Here is a 17,951-nt window from a genome sequence, read left to right on the forward strand (position 1 = left end):
GGATGCTCCGGTTGCCCTGTTTCCCGCTATGCATGAAGCACACGCAGTCTGCTCTTGGCATGGCGGTCCACGGGAGCCAACCGGCTCCCGGCCTTCCCTGCGCCCTCTTTCAATCGAGGGCAAGGCGACGAGCAAAACTCGGGCGAGAAAAGCCGCGAGGACGCGAAGGTGTGTCTTAGTCCCCCTGAATCCATTCCGCCACGCTGCGCCACAGCGTGTCGCGATGGTCGGGACGGAAGAAGCCGAAATGGCCGATGGCCTTGGCGCCGACGTCGGATGGTTTGACGCTGATCACCTCCGGCTTGACCCCGGTGAATCCGCTCGCGAGCAGCTCGACCGCGGGCCGCGTCGCCCAGGGATCGTCGGAAAAGCACAGTGCCCGCAGCTCGCCCTTGAACTTCGCGAAATTGTCCAGCTCCGGCAGCTTGGAATCGAAGAGATAGCGGGGGTTCGAGACCCACTCGGCCCATTCCAGGAAGACGCCCTTGGGAAGATCCTCGCCGACGCCGGCCCAGCCCGGCGCATAACCGAGTGCGTAGGTGAGCGGCACGCCGACAAAATTCATGAAGGCGAAGACGCGGTATTTTTCCGGCGACGTCATCAGCCGCCAGGTCGCGGCCTGCGAGGCCACGAAGGCGGCGCGTGAGATCTCCGTGTTGTTCGCGATCAGTCCCAGCGCCTGGCCGCCGAAGGAATGGCCGACATAGGCCAGCTCCAGCCCATGATACCGCTCCCGCATCCAGCGCACCGCCGCGGTGACGTCGAGCGCGGCCCAGTCCGACATCGAGGCCTTGAAGCCGACCAGCGATTTCGGCTGGTTGTAGCCGACCATCGCCGGCAGCCGGGAATCGCCGATGCCGCGATAGTCGTAGGTCAGGACCGCGCAGCCGCGATGGGCGAGATAGGAGGCAAAGCCGCGGTAGATCTTGCGCGGGACGGCGGTGGCCGAATTGATCAGCACGGCATGGCGCTTGGTGCCGCGCGGCAGGAACAGGGTGCCGGCCAGCGCATAGCCGTCGGTCGCCGGGAAGCTGATCTCGTCGATGAAAACGTCGTCCACTGCCACGTCCATGGGCGCAAGGTATCCTGCCAGCTTCCTCGCCCGCCCAGCAAATGTGAATTTGGCTTTCCCTGCAAGGGTTTGCAGTGCCGAATCGATTTACAACTGGCGGGTCGGGGCCGGCCTGTGTATAAGGCGGCCCTCGCAACCCACAGATCAGGTTGCACTTTTCGCTTCACGGAGAGATTGCGATGTCCGAGCGATGGACGCCCGAGTCCTGGCGCAGCAAGCCGGTGCTACAGGTGCCCGACTATCCCGACGCCAAGGCGTTGGCCGACGTCGAGGCGCAGCTTGCGACCTTTCCGCCGCTGGTGTTCGCGGGCGAGGCGCGCAATCTGAAGAAGGCCCTGGGCCGCGTTGCGGCGGGCGAAGCGTTCCTGCTCCAGGGCGGCGACTGCGCCGAGAGCTTTGCCGAGCACGGCGCCAACAACATCCGCGATTTCTTCCGCGTGCTGCTGCAGATGGCGGTGGTGCTGACCTATGCCGGCGCCGTCCCCGTGGTGAAGGTCGGCCGCGTCGCCGGCCAGTTCGCAAAGCCGCGGTCGTCGCCGACCGAGAAGATTGATGGCGTCGAGCTGCCGAGCTATCGCGGCGACATCGTCAACGACATCGCCTTCACCAGGGAAGCGCGCGTGCCGGATCCGCAGCGCCAGTTGATGGCCTATCGCCAGTCGGCCGCGACGCTGAACCTGCTGCGGGCCTTTGCCACCGGCGGCTACGCCAATCTCGGCAGCGTGCATCAGTGGATGCTCGGCTTCCTCAAGGATTCGCCGCAGTCCCGCCGCTACAAGGAGTTGGCCGACCGCATCTCCGACGCGCTGAATTTCATGCGCGCTTGCGGCCTCGATCTCGAAGCCCACCCCGAGCTGCGCGCCACCGATTTCTACACCAGCCACGAGGCGCTGCTGCTCGGCTACGAACAGGCCATGACCCGCGTCGATTCCACCACCGGCGACTGGTACGCGACCTCGGGCCACATGATCTGGATCGGCGATCGCACCCGCCAGCTCGATCACGGCCACATCGAATATTTCCGCGGCATCAAGAATCCGATCGGGCTCAAATGCGGCCCGTCGCTCAAGCCTGACGAGCTCCTGAAGCTGATCGACGTGCTCAATCCCGACAACGAACCGGGCCGGCTGACGCTGATCGGCCGCTTCGGCTCTGACAAGGTCGGCGAGCACCTGCCGAACATGATCCGCGCCGTGAAGCGCGAGGGCCGGGTGGTGGTCTGGTCCTGCGATCCCATGCACGGCAACACCATCACCTCGACGTCGGGCTACAAGACGCGACCGTTCGACCGCATCCTGTCCGAAGTGAAATCGTTCTTCGCCATTCATGCCGCCGAAGGCACTCATGCCGGCGGCGTGCATCTGGAGATGACCGGTCAGGACGTCACCGAATGCATCGGCGGCGCCCGCGCGATCACGGACGAGGACCTCAACGACCGCTATCACACGGTCTGTGATCCCCGTCTCAACGCCGAGCAATCCATCGACATGGCTTTCCTGGTCGCCGAGCTCCTCAAGCAGGAGCGCGCCGGCAAGGCCCAGCCGATGCCGGTCGCAGCGGGGCTCTAAAACCTTGCTGCGGATCTGGAAGGCCACGATCAATTCCCGTAACGGTCTGGCCTTTGCGTTTCGGTCGGAGCAGGCCGTCCGCGAGGAGATCTTTGCGCTCCTGCTGTCGGTGCCGCTCGCCTGGTTCGTCGGCGCGACCGCGATGCGGGCCGTCGAGCTGGTCTGCTCGGTTGCGTTCGTGCTGACGGTCGAGCTGCTCAACACTGCGATCGAGAAGCTTGCCGACCGGCTGACCATGGACCATGACAAGCAGATCGGCCGGGTCAAGGATATGGGCTCGGCGGCGGTCGGCGTGGCGCTGTTGATGGCCGGCGCGTTCTGGATCATCGCCATTATCGAGCGGCTGGGGTTCCTCTAGCCTGGGGTTCCTCTAGCTTGGGGATCGGAGCGCCATGACCGAACGTCTCAACGCATTCGCGGTCACGCTCGCCCAGCTCAATCCGACCATGGGCGACATCGAGGGCAATGCTGCCAAGGCACGCTCGGCGCGTGCGCGAGCTGTCGCCGACGGCGCCGATCTCGTGCTGTTTCCGGAATTGTTCATCGCCGGCTATCCGCCGGAAGACCTCGTGCAGAAGCCGGCCTTCCAGGCGGCCTGCCGCGCGGCGATCGAGAGCCTCGCGCGCGAGACCGCCGATGGCGGCCCGGCCATGCTGGTCGGCACCCCCTGGGTCGAGGACGGCAAGCTCTACAATGCCTGCGCACTGCTCGACGGCGGCCGTATCGCCAGCTTGCGTTTCAAATGCAATCTGCCGAACTACGGCGTGTTCGACGAGAAGCGGCTGTTTGCACGCGGCCCTGCCGCCGGTCCCGTGACGGTGCGTGGCGTGCGCATCGGCGTCCCGATTTGCGAGGACATCTGGCTGGAGGAGTCGGAGGACTACGAGAACGTGGTCGAGACGCTGGCCGAAACCGGTGCCGAGATGATCCTGGTGCCGAACGGCTCTCCTTACGCCCGCGACAAGAACGACGTGCGCCTGTCCGTCGCCGTGGCGCGCGTGACCGAGAGCGGGCTGCCGCTGGTCTATCTCAATCAGGTCGGCGGCCAGGACGAACTGGTGTTCGACGGCGCGTCCTTCGCCCTCAACGGCGATCTCTCGCTGGCGGCGCAACTGCCGGCATTCGAAGAAGGCATCGTCACGCTGCGCTTCACCCGCAACGGCGACGATTGGCGCTGCGCGGGGCCGATCGTTGCGCTGCCCGAGGGCGATCAGGCCGACTATGCGGCCTGCGTCCTGGGCTTGCGCGACTATGTCGCCAAGAACGGCTTTCCCGGCGTGCTGCTCGGCATCTCTGGCGGCATCGATTCCGCGCTGTGCGCGGCGATCTCGGTCGATGCGCTCGGCGCCGATCAGGTGCACGGCGTGATGCTGCCTTATCGCTACACCGCGGCAAGCTCGATTGCGGACGCCGGCGAACTCGCCGGCCATCTCGGCATCCGTTACGAGGTCCTGCCGATCGCGGAGGCCGTGAGCGGGTTCGAGACCATCCTCTCGGGCCTCTTCAAGAATTTGCCGCCCGACATCACCGAGGAAAACCTGCAGGCCCGCACCCGCGGCACGCTGCTGATGGCGATCTCCAACAAGACGGGCTTGATGGTCGTGACCACGGGCAACAAGTCGGAAATGTCGGTCGGCTACGCCACGCTCTACGGCGACATGAACGGCGGCTTCAATCCGATCAAGGACATCTACAAGACGCAGGCGTTTCGGCTGGCGGCCTTGCGCAACAGCTGGAAGCCGGAGGGCGCCCTCGGGCCTGCGGGCGAAGTCATTCCGCCCGATATCATCACGCGCCCGCCGACCGCAGAACTGCGGGAGAATCAGACCGATCAGGATTCGCTGCCGCCCTACGACGTGCTCGATGCCATCCTGGAGCGTCTTGTCGAGCACGAGCAGCCGCTGGATCAGATCATTGCCGCCGGCTTCGATCGCGAGACGGTCACCCGCATCGACCATCTGCTGAACGTCGCCGAATACAAGCGCCGTCAGGCTGCGCCCGGCGTCAAAGTGACCCCCAGGAATTTCGGCCGCGACCGGCGCTATCCCATCACCAACCGGTTTCGCGACAAGGGCGAGGGGCTGCCGACGGCGGACGAGACGCTGGTGTCGCGCGGGAGCAAGGCCTCGATCGACGCGTTCGAGGGGTGAGTGCTGACTTTTACGGTTACCTCTCTCGTACCGCGGGCGAGAAGGGCGTTATTGTGCCCTCGCCCCTTGCGGGAGAGGGCAGCTCCGTAGTCGCTGTAAACTCACTTGGGTGAGAGGTTGTCTCCGCATGCACATATGGGAGCGTGGATAGAACCCCTCATCCGGCGCTTCGCGCCACATTCGCCCGCAAGGGGAGAAGGGGACAGATCGGTAGATCTGACCGAAGCAAGACCTTATTTCTGCTGTTGCGGCAGGAAGGTCGGTCCGACCGAGCGGATCGGCTTGTTCTCGGAGTTCGCCGCCGCGCCTGCATCCGCTGGCGGTGTCGCTGCCGGTGCATTCGCCGTCGTTGGCGCGGGGGCTGCGCCCTTCTTGGCATTCGCAGGCGTACCCTTGTTGAGCCGCTGCTGCTGCATTTTCTTGGCGCTCTCCTCGGTGACGATGATGTCGCCCTGCTGCTCGGCCGACGCCTTGTCGTCGGCGGATTTCAGTGCGTCCGCCCAGGTCTGGCCTGCGGCCTTGCAGGAGCAGGACGGGTTGAACTCGCTGCGGAATTTGAACGCGGTCGGCAGCGCGGTGTAGGGCTGGCCGCCGATCGAGACCGCGGAGTTCATGTCTTCGCCGGGATTGCGATGGGTGTAGAGCACGGCTTCCGCGGCCGGGCAGAGCGCCTTGCAGGTTTTCTCGTCGTCGGAGAAGCGCGCCGGCACCGTCGCAAACGAGACCGGGAAATAAGCGCCGTCGCAGGTGCGCACGCACACGGTGCGGAAGGTGCCGGATTGCGGCCCGAGATCGGCGGGCGGCACGCCCTGCGGATTGCCCGCGTTGTTGCCGCCGAACAGATTGCTCAGGAAGTTGCCGCCGCCCTGCGACTGCGCGGCGTTGGCGTATTGCGGGCCGCAATTGTTCTGCGCCAGCGCCGTCAACACCGAGCGGCGCTGATTGTCGCGTTCCGGGCTGAAGCCGCCGGGGCCGCCGCCGCGCAGGCGCTCGAGATTGACGGTGATCTGGTCCAGATTGGCCCGCATCTGCTGGATCTGGGTGTTGACCGGGCCGCATTGGGCCGACTGGCCGCTGAACAGCGAGAAGAAGCCGGAGGAATCGCAGCCCATGCGCTTGGCCTGCATGGTGACGCGGTCGAGCTCGGCCTGCTGCTTGGCCTGGGAATCCTGGTAACGGCGGATCTGCTCCTCACGCGCGGGGTCACCACCGCCGCCACGGTCCAGTGCCGCGAGCTGGCCCTCCAGTCGCACGCACATCGGATTGGGGCCGAGCCCGTTCTGGCCGGGCTGAGGCGGCGGTCCCGGCGGGCCGGCCTGCGCGAAAGCACCGTTCGCGAGCACGACGGTGCTCAGGAGCACGATGCAGGCAAGGAGGAAGCGGGCACGGGACAGGGACAAAAATTCAGGCATATCCGCCATTCTAGCGAGGTCACGGCCCGGCATGACTTTGGAGGGCCGAAGCGCGCCCTCCCATAGCCGCTTCCTGCGGCATCGTCACGTCGTTTCGGGCGCCAAAGCCCTGGCCTAAGCTACGCCAGCTCCGAGCGAATTCAGCGCTGGCAGGTGATTGCGACATATTCGTCGCAATGGCCATGGGAGCAATTTGTGCCGGATTTGGGGACAGAGCCGGTAATTTCGTCGGGATCGACCCGGCGATAGCTCGATGCCTGGGCAAAATCTCGTGACTGGCAGTAGGTGCGGGCAGCGGAGGCCCCGCATTTGTCACCTTTGGCCAGGCACTGGTCGATGCCGTAGCCGTCCGCCTGGTTGGCGATGATGAAGACGCGGCTCTCGGCGAAGGCGCTGGAGGCCGCAATTATGGAGGCGCCAAAAATGAGCGCGGGCAAAAATCGCATGAAAAAGCACCGGTGGCAAAAAGGGGAACCGCCGGTTCCAAAATGGGCTCAAATGGTTAGGGGATCATGAACCATCGTGACGGGCAGCGCGCTGTTCGATGAAAAAGCGGCGCCTTTCGCGGCTCTCTTGACGCCGGGGCGCCTCATAGCCCATATGTTCCGCATGAACGGTCTCCTCGCCATTTGCGCCATTTGCCGCGAGATTACGAGCTAGCGATTCGCTGGCTGGAGCCGTCTTTTCTCAAACACATTGAGAGCCCTGGACGCCCGGCCAACAGCCGACGGGTATCCATATGGAATTGCGCCTCTACGATACGTTGACGAAGGAGAAGCGGCCATTTCAGCCGCTCGATCCGAGCAATGTCCGCATGTATGTCTGCGGACCGACCGTCTATGACTTCGCCCATATCGGCAACGCCCGGCCGGTGATCGTGTTCGACGTGCTGTTTCGGCTGCTGCGCCATCTCTATGGCGAGGCGCATGTCAAATATGTCCGCAACATCACCGACGTCGACGACAAGATCAACGACCGTGCCGCGCGCGATTTCCCCGGCCTGCCGCTGAACGAAGCCATTCGCAAGGTCACCGAGCAGACCGGCAAGCAGTTTCATGCCGATGTCGATGCGCTGGGCGCATTGCGACCGAGCGTCGAGCCGCGCGCGACCGAGCACATCGCCGAGATGCGCGAGATCATCGAGCGGCTGGTCAAGGGCGGCTTTGCCTATGTCGCCGAGGATCACGTGCTGTTCTCGCCGCAGGCGATGAACGCCGCCAATTCGTCGCTGCCGCGCTACGGCGCGCTGTCCAATCGCTCGCTCGACGAGATGATCGCCGGCGCCCGCGTCGATGTCGCGCCCTACAAGAAGGACAACACCGATTTCGTGCTGTGGAAGCCGTCCAAGCCCGGCGAGCCGTCATGGCCGTCGCCGGCCGGCATCAAGGCGGAGGGGCGTCCGGGCTGGCACATCGAGTGCTCGGCCATGGCCTGGAAGCATCTCGGCGAGCATTTCGACATCCACGGCGGCGGCATCGACCTCGTGTTTCCCCATCACGAGAACGAGGTCGCGCAGACCTGCTGCGCCTTCCACCGAGAGCGCATGGCAAACTACTGGATGCACAACGGCTTCCTCCAGGTCGAGAGTGAGAAGATGTCGAAGAGCCTCGGCAACTTCATCACCATCCACGAGCTGCTCGCGGATTGGCCCGGCGAAGTGCTGCGCCTGAACATGCTGAAGACGCATTACCGCTCGCCGATCGACTGGACCACGAAGTCGCTGGAGGAGAGTGCCAAGACGCTCGACGACTGGTATCGCGTCGCGGCCGACGTCGAGCCCGGCAGGCCGGCAGCGTCCGTGGTCGAGCCGCTGCTCGACGATCTCAACACGCCGCTGGCGATCGCGGCGCTACACGGCCTGCGCGGCGGCGACGTGGCGGCCCTGGCGGGCTCGCTCCGGCTGCTCGGCTTCCTGTCCGAGAGCGCGGCGCAATGGGAAGGCCGCAAGCAGCAGGCGAGCGGCGTCGATGCCGGGGAAGTCGAGCGCCTGATCGCGGAGCGGACGGCGGCGCGTAGCCGCAAGGATTTTGGGGAGTCCGACCGCATCCGCGATCTGCTCGCCGCGATGGGCGTTGCGATCAAGGATTCCAAGGAAGGAACGACGTGGGAGGTCTCTCGATGAAGCGGCCCGACACGCCTTTCCCGCGGCACTGGCTCTATTACATCGCGCTGAAGATCGCGCTGCTCGTGGGCGCCGTGGCGCTGGTGCTCAAGCTGTATGGGATGTGGTGAGGACGATGGGACAGACTTTGCCAAAGCCCGGCTTGCGGCCCTTCCTGTCTGATGACGTGCCGGTGCTCGCCGCGATCTTCGCCGCCAGCATCGAGGAGCTGACCGGCGAAGACTATACCGAGGCGCAGCAGCGAGCCTGGATGGAGGCGGCCGAAACCGAAGAATTCGGCAAGCGGCTTGCCGCCGACTTGACGCTGATCGCGACGCTCGAGGGCTCGCCCGTCGGCTTCGCCTCGCTGCGCGGCAACGATCACATCCGCATGCTCTACGTGCATCCGGCCGTCGTCGGGCAGGGCATCGCGACCCTGCTGGTCGATGCGCTGGAAAAGCTTGCCGGCGGCCGCGGCGCGACCAGCCTCTCGGTCGATGCCAGCGACAATGCGCAGGGCTTTTTCGCAAAGCGCGGCTATGTCGCCATGCAGCGCAACAGCATCACCGTCAATGACGAGTGGCTCGCCAACACCACCATGAAGAAGACGCTCGGAGCACAGCAATGAGCAAGGAGCGTCTTTATCTGTTCGACACCACGCTGCGCGACGGCGCGCAGACCAACGGCGTCGATTTCACGCTTGAAGACAAGCAGATCATCGCTGCGATGCTGGACGAGCTCGGCATCGACTATGTCGAGGGCGGCTATCCCGGCGCCAATCCGACCGATACCGAGTTCTTCGGCAACAAGCCAAAGTTCAGTCACGCACGTTTCACCGCCTTCGGCATGACGCGGCGGGCCGGGCGTTCGGTCTCGAACGATCCTGGCGTCGCCGGGCTCCTTGAAGCGAAGGCCGATGCGATCTGCTTCGTGGCAAAATCCTCGGCCTATCAGGTGCGCGTCGCGCTGGAGACGACGAAGGAGGAGAACCTCGCCTCGATCCGCGACAGCGTTGCGGCGGCGAAGGCCGCCGGCCGCGAGGTCATGCTCGACTGCGAGCACTTTTTCGATGGCTACAAGGAGGATGCAGACTTTGCGCTCGCCTGCGCCAAGGCCGCTTATGACGCCGGCGCACGCTGGGTGGTGCTGTGCGACACCAACGGCGGCACCATGCCCAATGAGGTCGAGGCCATCGTCACCGAGGTGACGAGGCACATCCCCGGCGACCATGTCGGCATTCACGCCCATAACGACACCGAGCAGGCCGTAGCCAACTCGCTCGCCGCGGTGCGGGCCGGCGCCCGGCAGATCCAGGGCACGCTGAACGGCCTCGGCGAGCGCTGCGGCAACGCCAATCTCTGCTCGCTGATCCCGACGCTGAAATTGAAGAAAGATTTTGCCGACGCTTTCGAGATCGGTGTCAGCGCCGAGAAGCTCGCAACGCTGGTGAAAGTCTCGCGCACGCTCGACGACATGCTCAATCGCGTGCCGAACCGGCATGCCCCTTACGTCGGCGAGAGCGCCTTCGTCACCAAGACCGGCATCCATGCCTCCGCTGTGCTGAAGGACCCGCAGACCTACGAGCACGTGCTGCCGGAGACGGTGGGCAACCACCGCAAGGTGCTGGTCTCGGACCAGGCCGGACGTTCCAACGTCATCGCCGAGCTCGACCGTGCCGGGATCCCTTACGAGAAGAGCGACCCGAAGCTGACGCGGCTCGTCGAGGAATTGAAGGAGCGAGAGGCGCAAGGTTACGCCTACGAATCCGCCAACGCCTCGTTCGAGCTGCTGGCGCGCCGGACGCTGGGCAAGGTGCCGCAATATTTCGAGGTCGAGCAGTTCGACGTCAACGTCGAGCAGCGCTACAATTCGCACGGCGAGCGCGTCACCGTCGCGTTGGCCGTGGTCAAGGTCGATGTTGCAGGCGAGCACCTGATCTCGGCCGCCGAGGGCAACGGCCCCGTCAACGCGCTCGACGTCGCCTTGCGAAAAGACCTCGGCAAGTACCAGAAATACATCGAGGGCCTGACGCTGATCGATTACCGCGTGCGTATCCTCAATGGCGGCACCGGCGCGGTCACGCGCGTGCTGATCGAGAGCGAGGACGAGAACGGCGACAGCTGGACCACGGTCGGCGTCTCCCCGAACATCATCGACGCCTCGTTCCAGGCGCTGATGGATTCGGTGATCTACAAGCTCGTGAAGTCTGGCGCGCCGGCGTAAGCCGCGGCGTGTCGGAGTACTGGATCGGCCGGTCAAGCCGGGCGATGACAGCGGGGGTGAGGAGAGGGCAGGGCATGATCGACCACATCTCCGTCGGGGTCAGCGATCTCGATCGCGCCGCGAAATTCTATGGGGCCACGCTCGCGGCACTCGGCCTCACGCGCCTCGTCACGCGGCCACGCACCGTCGGCTTCGGCAAGGCCTATCCCGAGTTCTGGATCAATCTGCGCGAGAACATGGCGCACGTGCCGGCGGAGAGCGGCGTCCACATCTGCCTGCGGGCGAAGACGACGAGCGAAGTGGATGCGTTTCACGCCGCAGCGCTCTCTGCCGGCGGAGCCTCCGACGGCGCGCCCGGCGTCCGGCCGCACGATCGCGTGCGCTATTACGCGGCTTTCGTGACCGACCCCGACGGCAACCGCATCGAGGCGGTGACGTTTCCGGCGGCGTAGAGCATGATCCGGACCCGAAGGGCCGCGTTAGCGCAAAGTGCGCAGCGGTTTTCCGAAAAGATCATGCTCAAAACATAAGGCGTTACAGCTTGCGCGCCACTTCCGGCGCGAGGTCGCCCTGCCCCTCGGGAATCTGCGCTGCCGCGGCGCGCAGCCGCGGGACGATCTCCTCGACCTTGTCCGCCTTGAGGATGTCGACGGAAAGACCGGCGCGGATGAACTGGGTCTGGCGCATGTGGGACACCAGGGAGAACAGCGGCTCCCAGAAATTGTCGATATTGGCGAGCAGCACCGGCTTGGCGTGACGGCCGAGTTGCTGCCAGGTCAGTTGCTCGACCAACTCCTCGAGCGTGCCCAGCCCTCCGGGCAAGGCGACGAAGGCGTCGGAGCGCTCGAACATCAGCCGCTTGCGTTCGTGCATGTCGGGCGTGACGACCATCTCCTGCACGCGCGTCAACGCGTTCTCGCGCATCCGCAGGAAGTCGGGGATGATGCCGGTGACGCTTCCGCCGTGATCCAGCACGGAGGTTGCGACCGCCCCCATCAGGCCGAGCGAGCCGCCGCCATAAACGAGGCGGATCTTGCTGTCCGCCAGCGCCTTGCCGAGCGCCTTCGCCGCTTCGATGAAGTTGGGATTGGTTCCTGGGCCGGAGCCGCAATAGACACAGACGGTTTTGATCGTGCTCATTGTCACCATGATGCATTGCAGCGAAGAGGCGTCAAGTCCAATCGGTGATTCGATACTGACGGAAACTACCGGTAAATGGCGACAAACAATCGAAGATTCGCCATCTGGCGGGGTGCGCGGACATCGGGAAGGCTTTATATGACAGGCGAAAATCGTAAATTGCAGCGATGCCCGCATCGGCCGGGCTTTCAGGCTTTTTGATGGACCAACCTCAATCGTTCGACGGCGCCGACGTTCCAGATCCTCCCGCGGGAGGACCACTGGAGCGGGCCACGCTGATGGGCACGCTGGCGCATCTGTGGCCCTATATCTGGCCGGGCGACCGCTTCGACCTGAAGATGCGTGTGGTGTGGTCGCTGGTGCTGCTACTTGTCGCCAAGCTGATCACGTTGACGGTACCATTCAGCTTCAAATGGGCGACGGACGCGCTGACCGGCGCCAACACCGCGCCGCTGCAGGCTGACAATTGGCACCTCTGGGTGATCGCCTCGCCGTTGTTGCTGACCGTCAGCTACGGCACGATGCGCATCTTGATGGCGCTGCTGACGCAGTGGCGTGACGGCATCTTTGCGCGCGTGGCCATGCACGCGGTGCGCAAGCTCGCCACGATCACCTTCATCCATATGCACGAGCTGTCGCTGCGCTTCCACCTCGAGCGCAAGACCGGCGGTCTGACGCGCGTGCTCGAGCGCGGCCGCGAGGGCATCGAGGTCATCGTGCGCATGGTGATCCTGCAACTGATCCCGACGATCGTCGAGGTCACGCTGCTGATGGCCGTGCTGCTCTGGCAGTTCGACTGGCGCTACGTGGTCGCCACCCTGATCACGGTTGCGCTCTACATGTACTACACTTACATCGCGACCGAGTGGCGGATCGGCATCCGTCGCAAGATGAACGATTCCGACACCGAGGCGAACACCAAGGCGATCGACTCGCTTCTCAACTACGAGACCGTGAAGTATTTCGGCGCAGAGGCGCGCGAGGCGCAGCGCTACGACAAATCGGTCGCGCGCTACGAGGAGGCGAGCGTCCACACCTACACCTCGCTCGCCGTGCTCAACACCGGCCAGGCGGTGATCTTCACGCTTGGCCTGACCGCGACCATGCTGATGTGCGCGATCGGCGTGCGCAACGGCACCAACACGGTCGGCGATTTCGTGCTGGTCAACGCCATGATGATCCAGCTCTACCAGCCGCTGAATTTCATGGGCATGGTCTATCGCGAGATCAAGCAGGCGATCATCGACATCGAGAAGATGTTCAACGTGCTGGGCCGCGAGGCCGAGATCAAGGACGCGCCCGATGCGCAGCCGCTGGTCATCTCCGCCGGTACCGTGCGCTTCGAGGACGTGCGCTTTGCCTATGAGCCGACGCGCCCGATCCTCAAGGGCATCAGCTTCGAGGTGCCGGCCGGCAAGACGGTCGCCATCGTCGGACCGTCCGGTGCGGGCAAGTCGACCATCTCGCGCCTTCTGTTCCGCCTTTACGACGTTTCCGGAGGCAAGATCCTGATCGACGGCCAGGACATCCGCGCGGTGACGCAGGATTCGCTTCGGGCCTCGATCGGCATGGTGCCGCAGGACACCGTGCTGTTCAACGACACCATCCGCTACAACATCCGCTATGGCCGCTGGGATGCCAGCGATGCCGAGGTCGAGGAGGCGGCGAAGCTCGCGCAGATCGACCATTTCATCCGCATGTCGCCGAAGGGCTACGAGACCCAGGTCGGCGAGCGCGGGCTGAAACTGTCCGGCGGCGAGAAGCAGCGCGTCGCGATCGCGCGCACCGTGCTGAAGGGGCCGCCGATCCTGGTGCTGGACGAGGCGACCTCGGCGCTCGATACCCATACCGAGCACGAGATCCAGGGTGCGCTCGACCGGGTGGCGAAGAACCGCACCTCGCTGGTGATCGCGCACCGGCTTTCGACCATCGTCGGGGCCGATGAGATCATCGTGCTGGACCAGGGGCGCATCGCCGAGCGAGGCACCCATGCCAAGCTGCTCGCGCATGGCGGCCTCTACGCCAGCATGTGGAACAGGCAGCGCGAGGCCGAGGCGGCGCGCGAGAAGCTGGCCAAGATGGCGGACACCGGCCAGGCCCCCAACCGGGAGCCGCCGCCGGTCGTCGATGCCCTGACGGCGCCAGCGGCGGCGGAGTGACCTTGTCTCCGGTCCCAACTCTGGCCTAAACAAGCCCGCGCGACGACCCGTGCCATTCACTCCGACCGGCAGATAGCGATGTCCATTCTCGATTCGATCCAGCGTCAGATCCCGCCGATCCACAAGGAGGGCTATCCCTTCATCGGCGGCTTTGCGCTGGCCAGCCTGATCCTGTTCTGGCTGTGGTCGCCTCTCGGCTGGATCGGCACGATCCTGACCGTGTGGTGCGCGCTGTTCTTCCGCGATCCCGTGCGCGTGACGCCGGTGCGCGAGGGGCTGGTTGTGTCGCCGGCCGATGGCCGCGTCTCGATGATCACCATGGCGTTGCCGCCGGCCGAGCTCGGGCTCGGCGACCGGCCGTTGCCACGCATCTCGGTGTTCATGAGCGTCTTCAATTGCCACGTGAACCGCGCGCCCGTCGCGGGCAGGGTGGACCGCATCGCCTACCGCCCGGGCCTCTTCATCAATGCCGAGCTCGACAAGGCCAGCGAGGACAATGAGCGCAATTCGCTGGTGATCTCGACGCCGACGGCGCGGATCGGCGTCGTCCAGATCGCAGGGCTGGTCGCCAAGCGCATCGTCTGCTTCGTCAGGGAAGGCCAGGCGATCGGCGCCGGCGAGCGGTTCGGCCTGATCCGCTTCGGCTCGCGGCTCGACGTCTACCTGCCCGTTGGCACTAAGGCGCTAGTCTCGGAAGGGCAGACTGCCATCGCCGGCGAGACGATTTTGGCCGATCTTGCGGGCGAGGATCCCAGCCGCGCCTTCCGCGCCAATTAACCAATAAGCCGGTCTAGGGGGCCTTTCCGCCGCAATGGCGGAGGGCGGCGCGGCTTGCTATATCTCGCCCCGAGGTGAGGACAGCCATGACACCCTACGATCTGAGAGATCCCGACGTCCGCCGCCGGCGGTTCCGCCCGATTCCGGTGCGGATGCTGGTGCCCAACGTCATCACGCTGCTGGCGATCTGCGCCGGCCTGACCTCGATCCGGCTGTCGATCGAGGGGCGGATGTCGCTCGCCGTCTACGCCATCGTGTTCGCGGCCGCGCTCGACGGCATCGACGGCCGCATCGCGCGCATGATCAAGGGCCAGTCCAAGTTCGGCGCCGAGCTCGACAGCCTCGCCGACTTCGTCAATTTCGGCGTGGCGCCCGGCCTGATGCTGTATTTCTGGCAACTGCACGAGCTCGGCAATGCCGGCTGGATCGCCGCCATGGTGTTCGCGATCTCCGGCGGCCTGCGTCTGGCGCGCTTCAACGCCACCATGGACGATCCCAACAAGCCCGCCTTCGCCGCCAATTTCTTCACCGGCGTGCCCGCGCCTGCGGGCGCGATCACCGTGCTGCTGCCGATCTACGTCGCGTTCCTCGATCTCGGCCGCACCCCCGCGGCGCTGACGGCGGCCTATACGCTCCTGATCGCCTTCCTGATGGTGTCGCGCTTGCCGGTGTTCTCCGGCAAGACCAAGCGCATGCGCGTGGCGCCGGAGCTGGTGCTGCCGGCTTTCGTTGCCGTGATCGTCTTCATCGCATTGCTGATCGCCTATCCCTGGCACGTGCTGTCGATCGGCACAGTGCTCTATCTGCTCTGCCTGCCGCTCGGATACAAATCCTATCGCGACCAGACGCGCGCGATGGAAGCCTCGGCGCCATCGGGAGACGAGGTCTCATCGCCGCCTTCAGCGCCGACGCTGGCGAATTTGTCGGAGCCGCCGAAGGATGACGACCGCCCCGGACGGCTGCACTGAGCTCTTTCGCGGATATCAGCCATGAGGGTGCGCTGAGTTGGGTCGAGGCTCGATCTCGGCTATATCGCCCTGTGCCGGCGGCACCGCGCCAACAGCGACCGCCAATCTGGGAGAGAACGCCGTGACCAATTCCGCGACCGGGCCGCTGCCCGCTTCCGTCCTCGAAGCGCTGGGCCGCTACGACACGCCGACGATCTGCAACGCCATGGAGATCGTGGCGCCCGAGCGCCGGCTGATCGGCTACACCACCAAGCAACTGGTCTGCCCGTTCCCCGATTTGCCGCCGATCGTCGGCTATGCCCGCACGGTTGCGATCCGCTCGGTGCTGAAATCCTCGCTTGCACCGGAAGAGCAGTCCAGGCGTCGTATCGAATATTACGAGTATGTCGGCACCGGCCATGGCCCGCGCATCTCGGTCATTCAGGATATCGACGGCCCTGACGTGGGCTATGGGGCGTTCTGGGGCGAGGTGCAGAGCAATGTCCACAAGGCGCTCGGCTGCCTCGGCGTCATCACCGACGGCTCCATCCGCGACATCCCGCAATGGGCCCCGGGATTCCAGGCGCTGGCCGGCTCAATCGGCCCGTCGCATGCCTGGGTGCATGCGGAGAGCTTCGGCGGCGAGGTGCGCGTCGCGGGCATGACCGTGAAGTCGGACGATCTGATCCATGCCGATCAGCACGGCGCCATCGTAATCCCGCTCGATGTCGCGGCAAAGCTGCCCGAGGCCGCCGAGCTCTGTGGCCGCCGCGAGACCCCGATCCTGGAGATCGCCCGCAGCCCGGACTTCTCGCTGGAGAAGCTGAAGGCCGCGCTGAAGCGCTCGGCGGAAATTCACTGACGCGGCTGAACGGCCTACGGCCGCGAGGTCGGCTGTGAGCCGGCCTGTTCCGCCAGAAAGAGCGCGGCCTGATCCGGCTCGGCAAACATCGCGGCGGCGCATCCGATCAGGGTGAAGCCGCCAGCAAAGTCCCACAGCGTGATGGCCTCCGCATTGTCCGGGAGGCGAATCAAGCGCGCTGCGATCACCGCGAAGACAGCCTCTGCAAAGAGCGCAAGGCTGAACGCCGGCAGAACGAGCTCCGGCTCGAGCAGGTGGAGCGCCAATACCGCAGGCAGCGCGGTGAGAAGACTGAACAGCGTCAACATTGCAAATGGCTCCCAACGACGGAGCGTGCCTCCACGAGGCGAGAATACCGCCACCATCCCTTGTCGCAGATGTGACGCAGGGCCGCAGTCGAGGACACACGCGACCGGCGGCGTCGGCGCCACGTCCTGCGGTGGCATCACCCGATTTCGACCGTGGAACAAGGCAGCACGCGATCCTGCATCTCGTTGAAGGCAACGCCCGGCAGGGTCGGGCGCACGGCGCCTGGCAGGTTGCCGGTCCAGCGATTGATCATGGTTAGCAAAGTGTTGAGATTTCCGCCGCCGGCTGTGCTGCCGCCGCTTGCGGAGCGGCATACCAACTGTCCGGACTTAACCTTTACGCGTCTTTAATGGCGGGGCTCTAGGGTCTGCGATGCGGCTCGGGGTTGAGCCGCGCCAGCGGCCAGGATGGCCGTTGTTGCGCAGGCGTTGGAGTCGATAATGGATATCGCAACACTTGTCGGCCTGGTCGCAGGCGCCATTGTTGTGTCGTCGCTGATCCTGATGGGCGGTACCTTCGGGATGTTCTACGACATCCACGCCGTCATCGTCATCTTCGGCGGTTCGTTCGCCGCAACGATGATCCGCTTTCCATTGTCGGCGATGGTGCACGGCGTGCCGCTGGGCGCAAAATTCGCCTTCACCTTGAGCAGCCTTTCGGCGCACGACCTCGTCGACGAACTCGCCCGCATTGCCGAGATCGCCCGCAAGCAGGGTCCAGTGGGACTGGAAAAGGTCGAGACCGACGAGCCGTTCCTCGCCAAGGGTATCCGTTACGTCGCCGACGGCTACGACCTCGACTTCATTCGCGACAATCTGGAACGCGACCGCGACAACTTCCTGATGCATCTGGACGAGGGCAGCAAGATCTATCGCGCGGTCGGGGACTGCGCCCCCGCGTTCGGCATGATCGGCACGCTGCTCGGCATGGTGCAGATGTTCTCCAACATGTCCGATCCTTCCAAGCTCGGTCCGTTCATGGCCACCGCCTTGCTGGCGACGCTGTACGGCGCCGTCGTCGCGAACCTGATCTGCTTGCCGATTGCCGACAAGCTCCATGGCAAGCTGCTCGACGAAGAGACGAACCGGACGCTGATCATCGACGGCATTCTGATGATCCGCGACTCCAAGAGCCCGACGCTCGTGCGCGAGATGCTGCTGGCCTATCTGCCGGAGAAACATCGCCACGGCGAGGGCGAGCCGGTGCCGGCCTGATCGGCGGGGTAGGGCGG

General features: G+C 65.0%; 17 protein-coding genes. 12 read left to right on the forward strand and 5 right to left on the reverse strand.

Annotated elements, in window-relative coordinates:
- Nucleotides 1-175: 175 nt before the first annotated feature.
- On the reverse strand, nt 176-1,072 hold the full coding sequence (locus ACFDR6_RS08595) for an alpha/beta hydrolase family protein (protein WP_375858048.1): 897 nt from the start codon (nt 1,070-1,072) through the stop codon (nt 176-178).
- A gap of 179 nt (nt 1,073-1,251) precedes the next feature.
- Between ACFDR6_RS08595 and ACFDR6_RS08600 the strand changes: the two genes are divergently transcribed.
- The 3 genes from ACFDR6_RS08600 to ACFDR6_RS08610 are packed head-to-tail and all read left to right on the forward strand — an operon-like array spanning nt 1,252 to nt 4,790.
- On the forward strand, nt 1,252-2,640 hold the full coding sequence (locus ACFDR6_RS08600) for a class II 3-deoxy-7-phosphoheptulonate synthase (protein WP_212087183.1): 1,389 nt from the start codon (nt 1,252-1,254) through the stop codon (nt 2,638-2,640).
- Between the two features lie 4 nt (nt 2,641-2,644).
- Entirely contained in the window at nt 2,645-2,998 is a 354-nt protein-coding gene (locus ACFDR6_RS08605) for a diacylglycerol kinase (protein ID WP_212087181.1), read from the forward strand.
- A gap of 34 nt (nt 2,999-3,032) precedes the next feature.
- Nucleotides 3,033-4,790, forward strand: a complete 1,758-nt coding sequence (locus ACFDR6_RS08610) for an NAD+ synthase (protein ID WP_375858049.1) — start codon at nt 3,033-3,035, stop codon at nt 4,788-4,790.
- A 233-nt stretch (nt 4,791-5,023) separates the two neighbouring features.
- On the opposite strand, the gene ACFDR6_RS08615 is transcribed toward ACFDR6_RS08610, so the two are convergent.
- Entirely contained in the window at nt 5,024-6,211 is a 1,188-nt protein-coding gene (locus ACFDR6_RS08615; protein ID WP_212087174.1) for a DUF2865 domain-containing protein, read from the reverse strand.
- Nucleotides 6,212-6,342: 131 nt separating this feature from the next.
- Nucleotides 6,343-6,648, reverse strand: coding sequence for a hypothetical protein (locus ACFDR6_RS08620; protein ID WP_317239967.1), 306 nt, complete (start codon nt 6,646-6,648; stop codon nt 6,343-6,345).
- Between the two features lie 293 nt (nt 6,649-6,941).
- Between ACFDR6_RS08620 and cysS the strand changes: the two genes are divergently transcribed.
- From cysS to ACFDR6_RS08640, 4 genes are all read left to right on the forward strand, one after another.
- Complete coding sequence (cysS, locus tag ACFDR6_RS08625; protein ID WP_212087168.1) at nt 6,942-8,324, forward strand: cysteine--tRNA ligase; 1,383 nt, start codon at nt 6,942-6,944, stop codon at nt 8,322-8,324.
- Nucleotides 8,325-8,439: 115 nt separating this feature from the next.
- Nucleotides 8,440-8,931, forward strand: a complete 492-nt coding sequence (locus tag ACFDR6_RS08630) for a GNAT family N-acetyltransferase (RefSeq protein WP_375858050.1) — start codon at nt 8,440-8,442, stop codon at nt 8,929-8,931.
- Nucleotides 8,928-10,526 (forward strand): citramalate synthase, encoded by a 1,599-nt coding sequence (cimA, locus tag ACFDR6_RS08635; RefSeq protein WP_375858051.1) that lies wholly within the window; start codon nt 8,928-8,930, stop codon nt 10,524-10,526. Before ACFDR6_RS08630 ends, cimA begins: the two co-directional genes overlap by 4 nt.
- 74 nt (nt 10,527-10,600) lie before the next feature.
- Entirely contained in the window at nt 10,601-10,978 is a 378-nt protein-coding gene (locus tag ACFDR6_RS08640; protein WP_375858052.1) for a VOC family protein, read from the forward strand.
- A gap of 82 nt (nt 10,979-11,060) precedes the next feature.
- Here ACFDR6_RS08640 and ACFDR6_RS08645 read toward each other — a convergent pair whose 3' ends face one another.
- Nucleotides 11,061-11,666 (reverse strand): LOG family protein, encoded by a 606-nt coding sequence (locus ACFDR6_RS08645; protein ID WP_212087149.1) that lies wholly within the window; start codon nt 11,664-11,666, stop codon nt 11,061-11,063.
- Between the two features lie 200 nt (nt 11,667-11,866).
- Between ACFDR6_RS08645 and ACFDR6_RS08650 the strand changes: the two genes are divergently transcribed.
- The 4 genes from ACFDR6_RS08650 (at nt 11,867) to ACFDR6_RS08665 (ending at nt 16,411) form a co-directional block, all read left to right on the forward strand.
- On the forward strand, nt 11,867-13,825 hold the full coding sequence (locus tag ACFDR6_RS08650) for an ABCB family ABC transporter ATP-binding protein/permease (protein WP_375858053.1): 1,959 nt from the start codon (nt 11,867-11,869) through the stop codon (nt 13,823-13,825).
- A gap of 54 nt (nt 13,826-13,879) precedes the next feature.
- Nucleotides 13,880-14,602 carry a phosphatidylserine decarboxylase gene (locus tag ACFDR6_RS08655; RefSeq protein WP_349643048.1) on the forward strand — a complete coding sequence of 241 codons (723 nt, stop codon included), beginning with the start codon at nt 13,880-13,882 and terminating at the stop codon, nt 14,600-14,602.
- Nucleotides 14,603-14,688: 86 nt separating this feature from the next.
- Nucleotides 14,689-15,570 (forward strand): CDP-alcohol phosphatidyltransferase family protein, encoded by an 882-nt coding sequence (locus ACFDR6_RS08660; protein WP_375858054.1) that lies wholly within the window; start codon nt 14,689-14,691, stop codon nt 15,568-15,570.
- Between the two features lie 121 nt (nt 15,571-15,691).
- Nucleotides 15,692-16,411: an RraA family protein gene (locus ACFDR6_RS08665; protein WP_212087139.1), complete on the forward strand. Its 720-nt coding sequence runs from the start codon at nt 15,692-15,694 to the stop codon at nt 16,409-16,411.
- 14 nt (nt 16,412-16,425) lie between these two features.
- On the opposite strand, the gene ACFDR6_RS08670 is transcribed toward ACFDR6_RS08665, so the two are convergent.
- The gene (locus tag ACFDR6_RS08670) at nt 16,426-16,719 is read right to left on the reverse strand and encodes a hypothetical protein (RefSeq protein ID WP_212087135.1); all 294 of its coding nucleotides are present in this window, start codon (nt 16,717-16,719) and stop codon (nt 16,426-16,428) included.
- A gap of 441 nt (nt 16,720-17,160) precedes the next feature.
- On the opposite strand from ACFDR6_RS08670, the gene ACFDR6_RS08675 reads away from it, so the two are divergent.
- Complete coding sequence (locus ACFDR6_RS08675) at nt 17,161-17,934, forward strand: motility protein A (protein ID WP_212087132.1); 774 nt, start codon at nt 17,161-17,163, stop codon at nt 17,932-17,934.
- Nucleotides 17,935-17,951 lie beyond the last annotated feature (17 nt).

Origin of the sequence: Bradyrhizobium tunisiense, assembly GCF_042263385.1 — a bacterium.
GTDB lineage: Bacteria > Pseudomonadota > Alphaproteobacteria > Rhizobiales > Xanthobacteraceae > Bradyrhizobium > Bradyrhizobium tunisiense.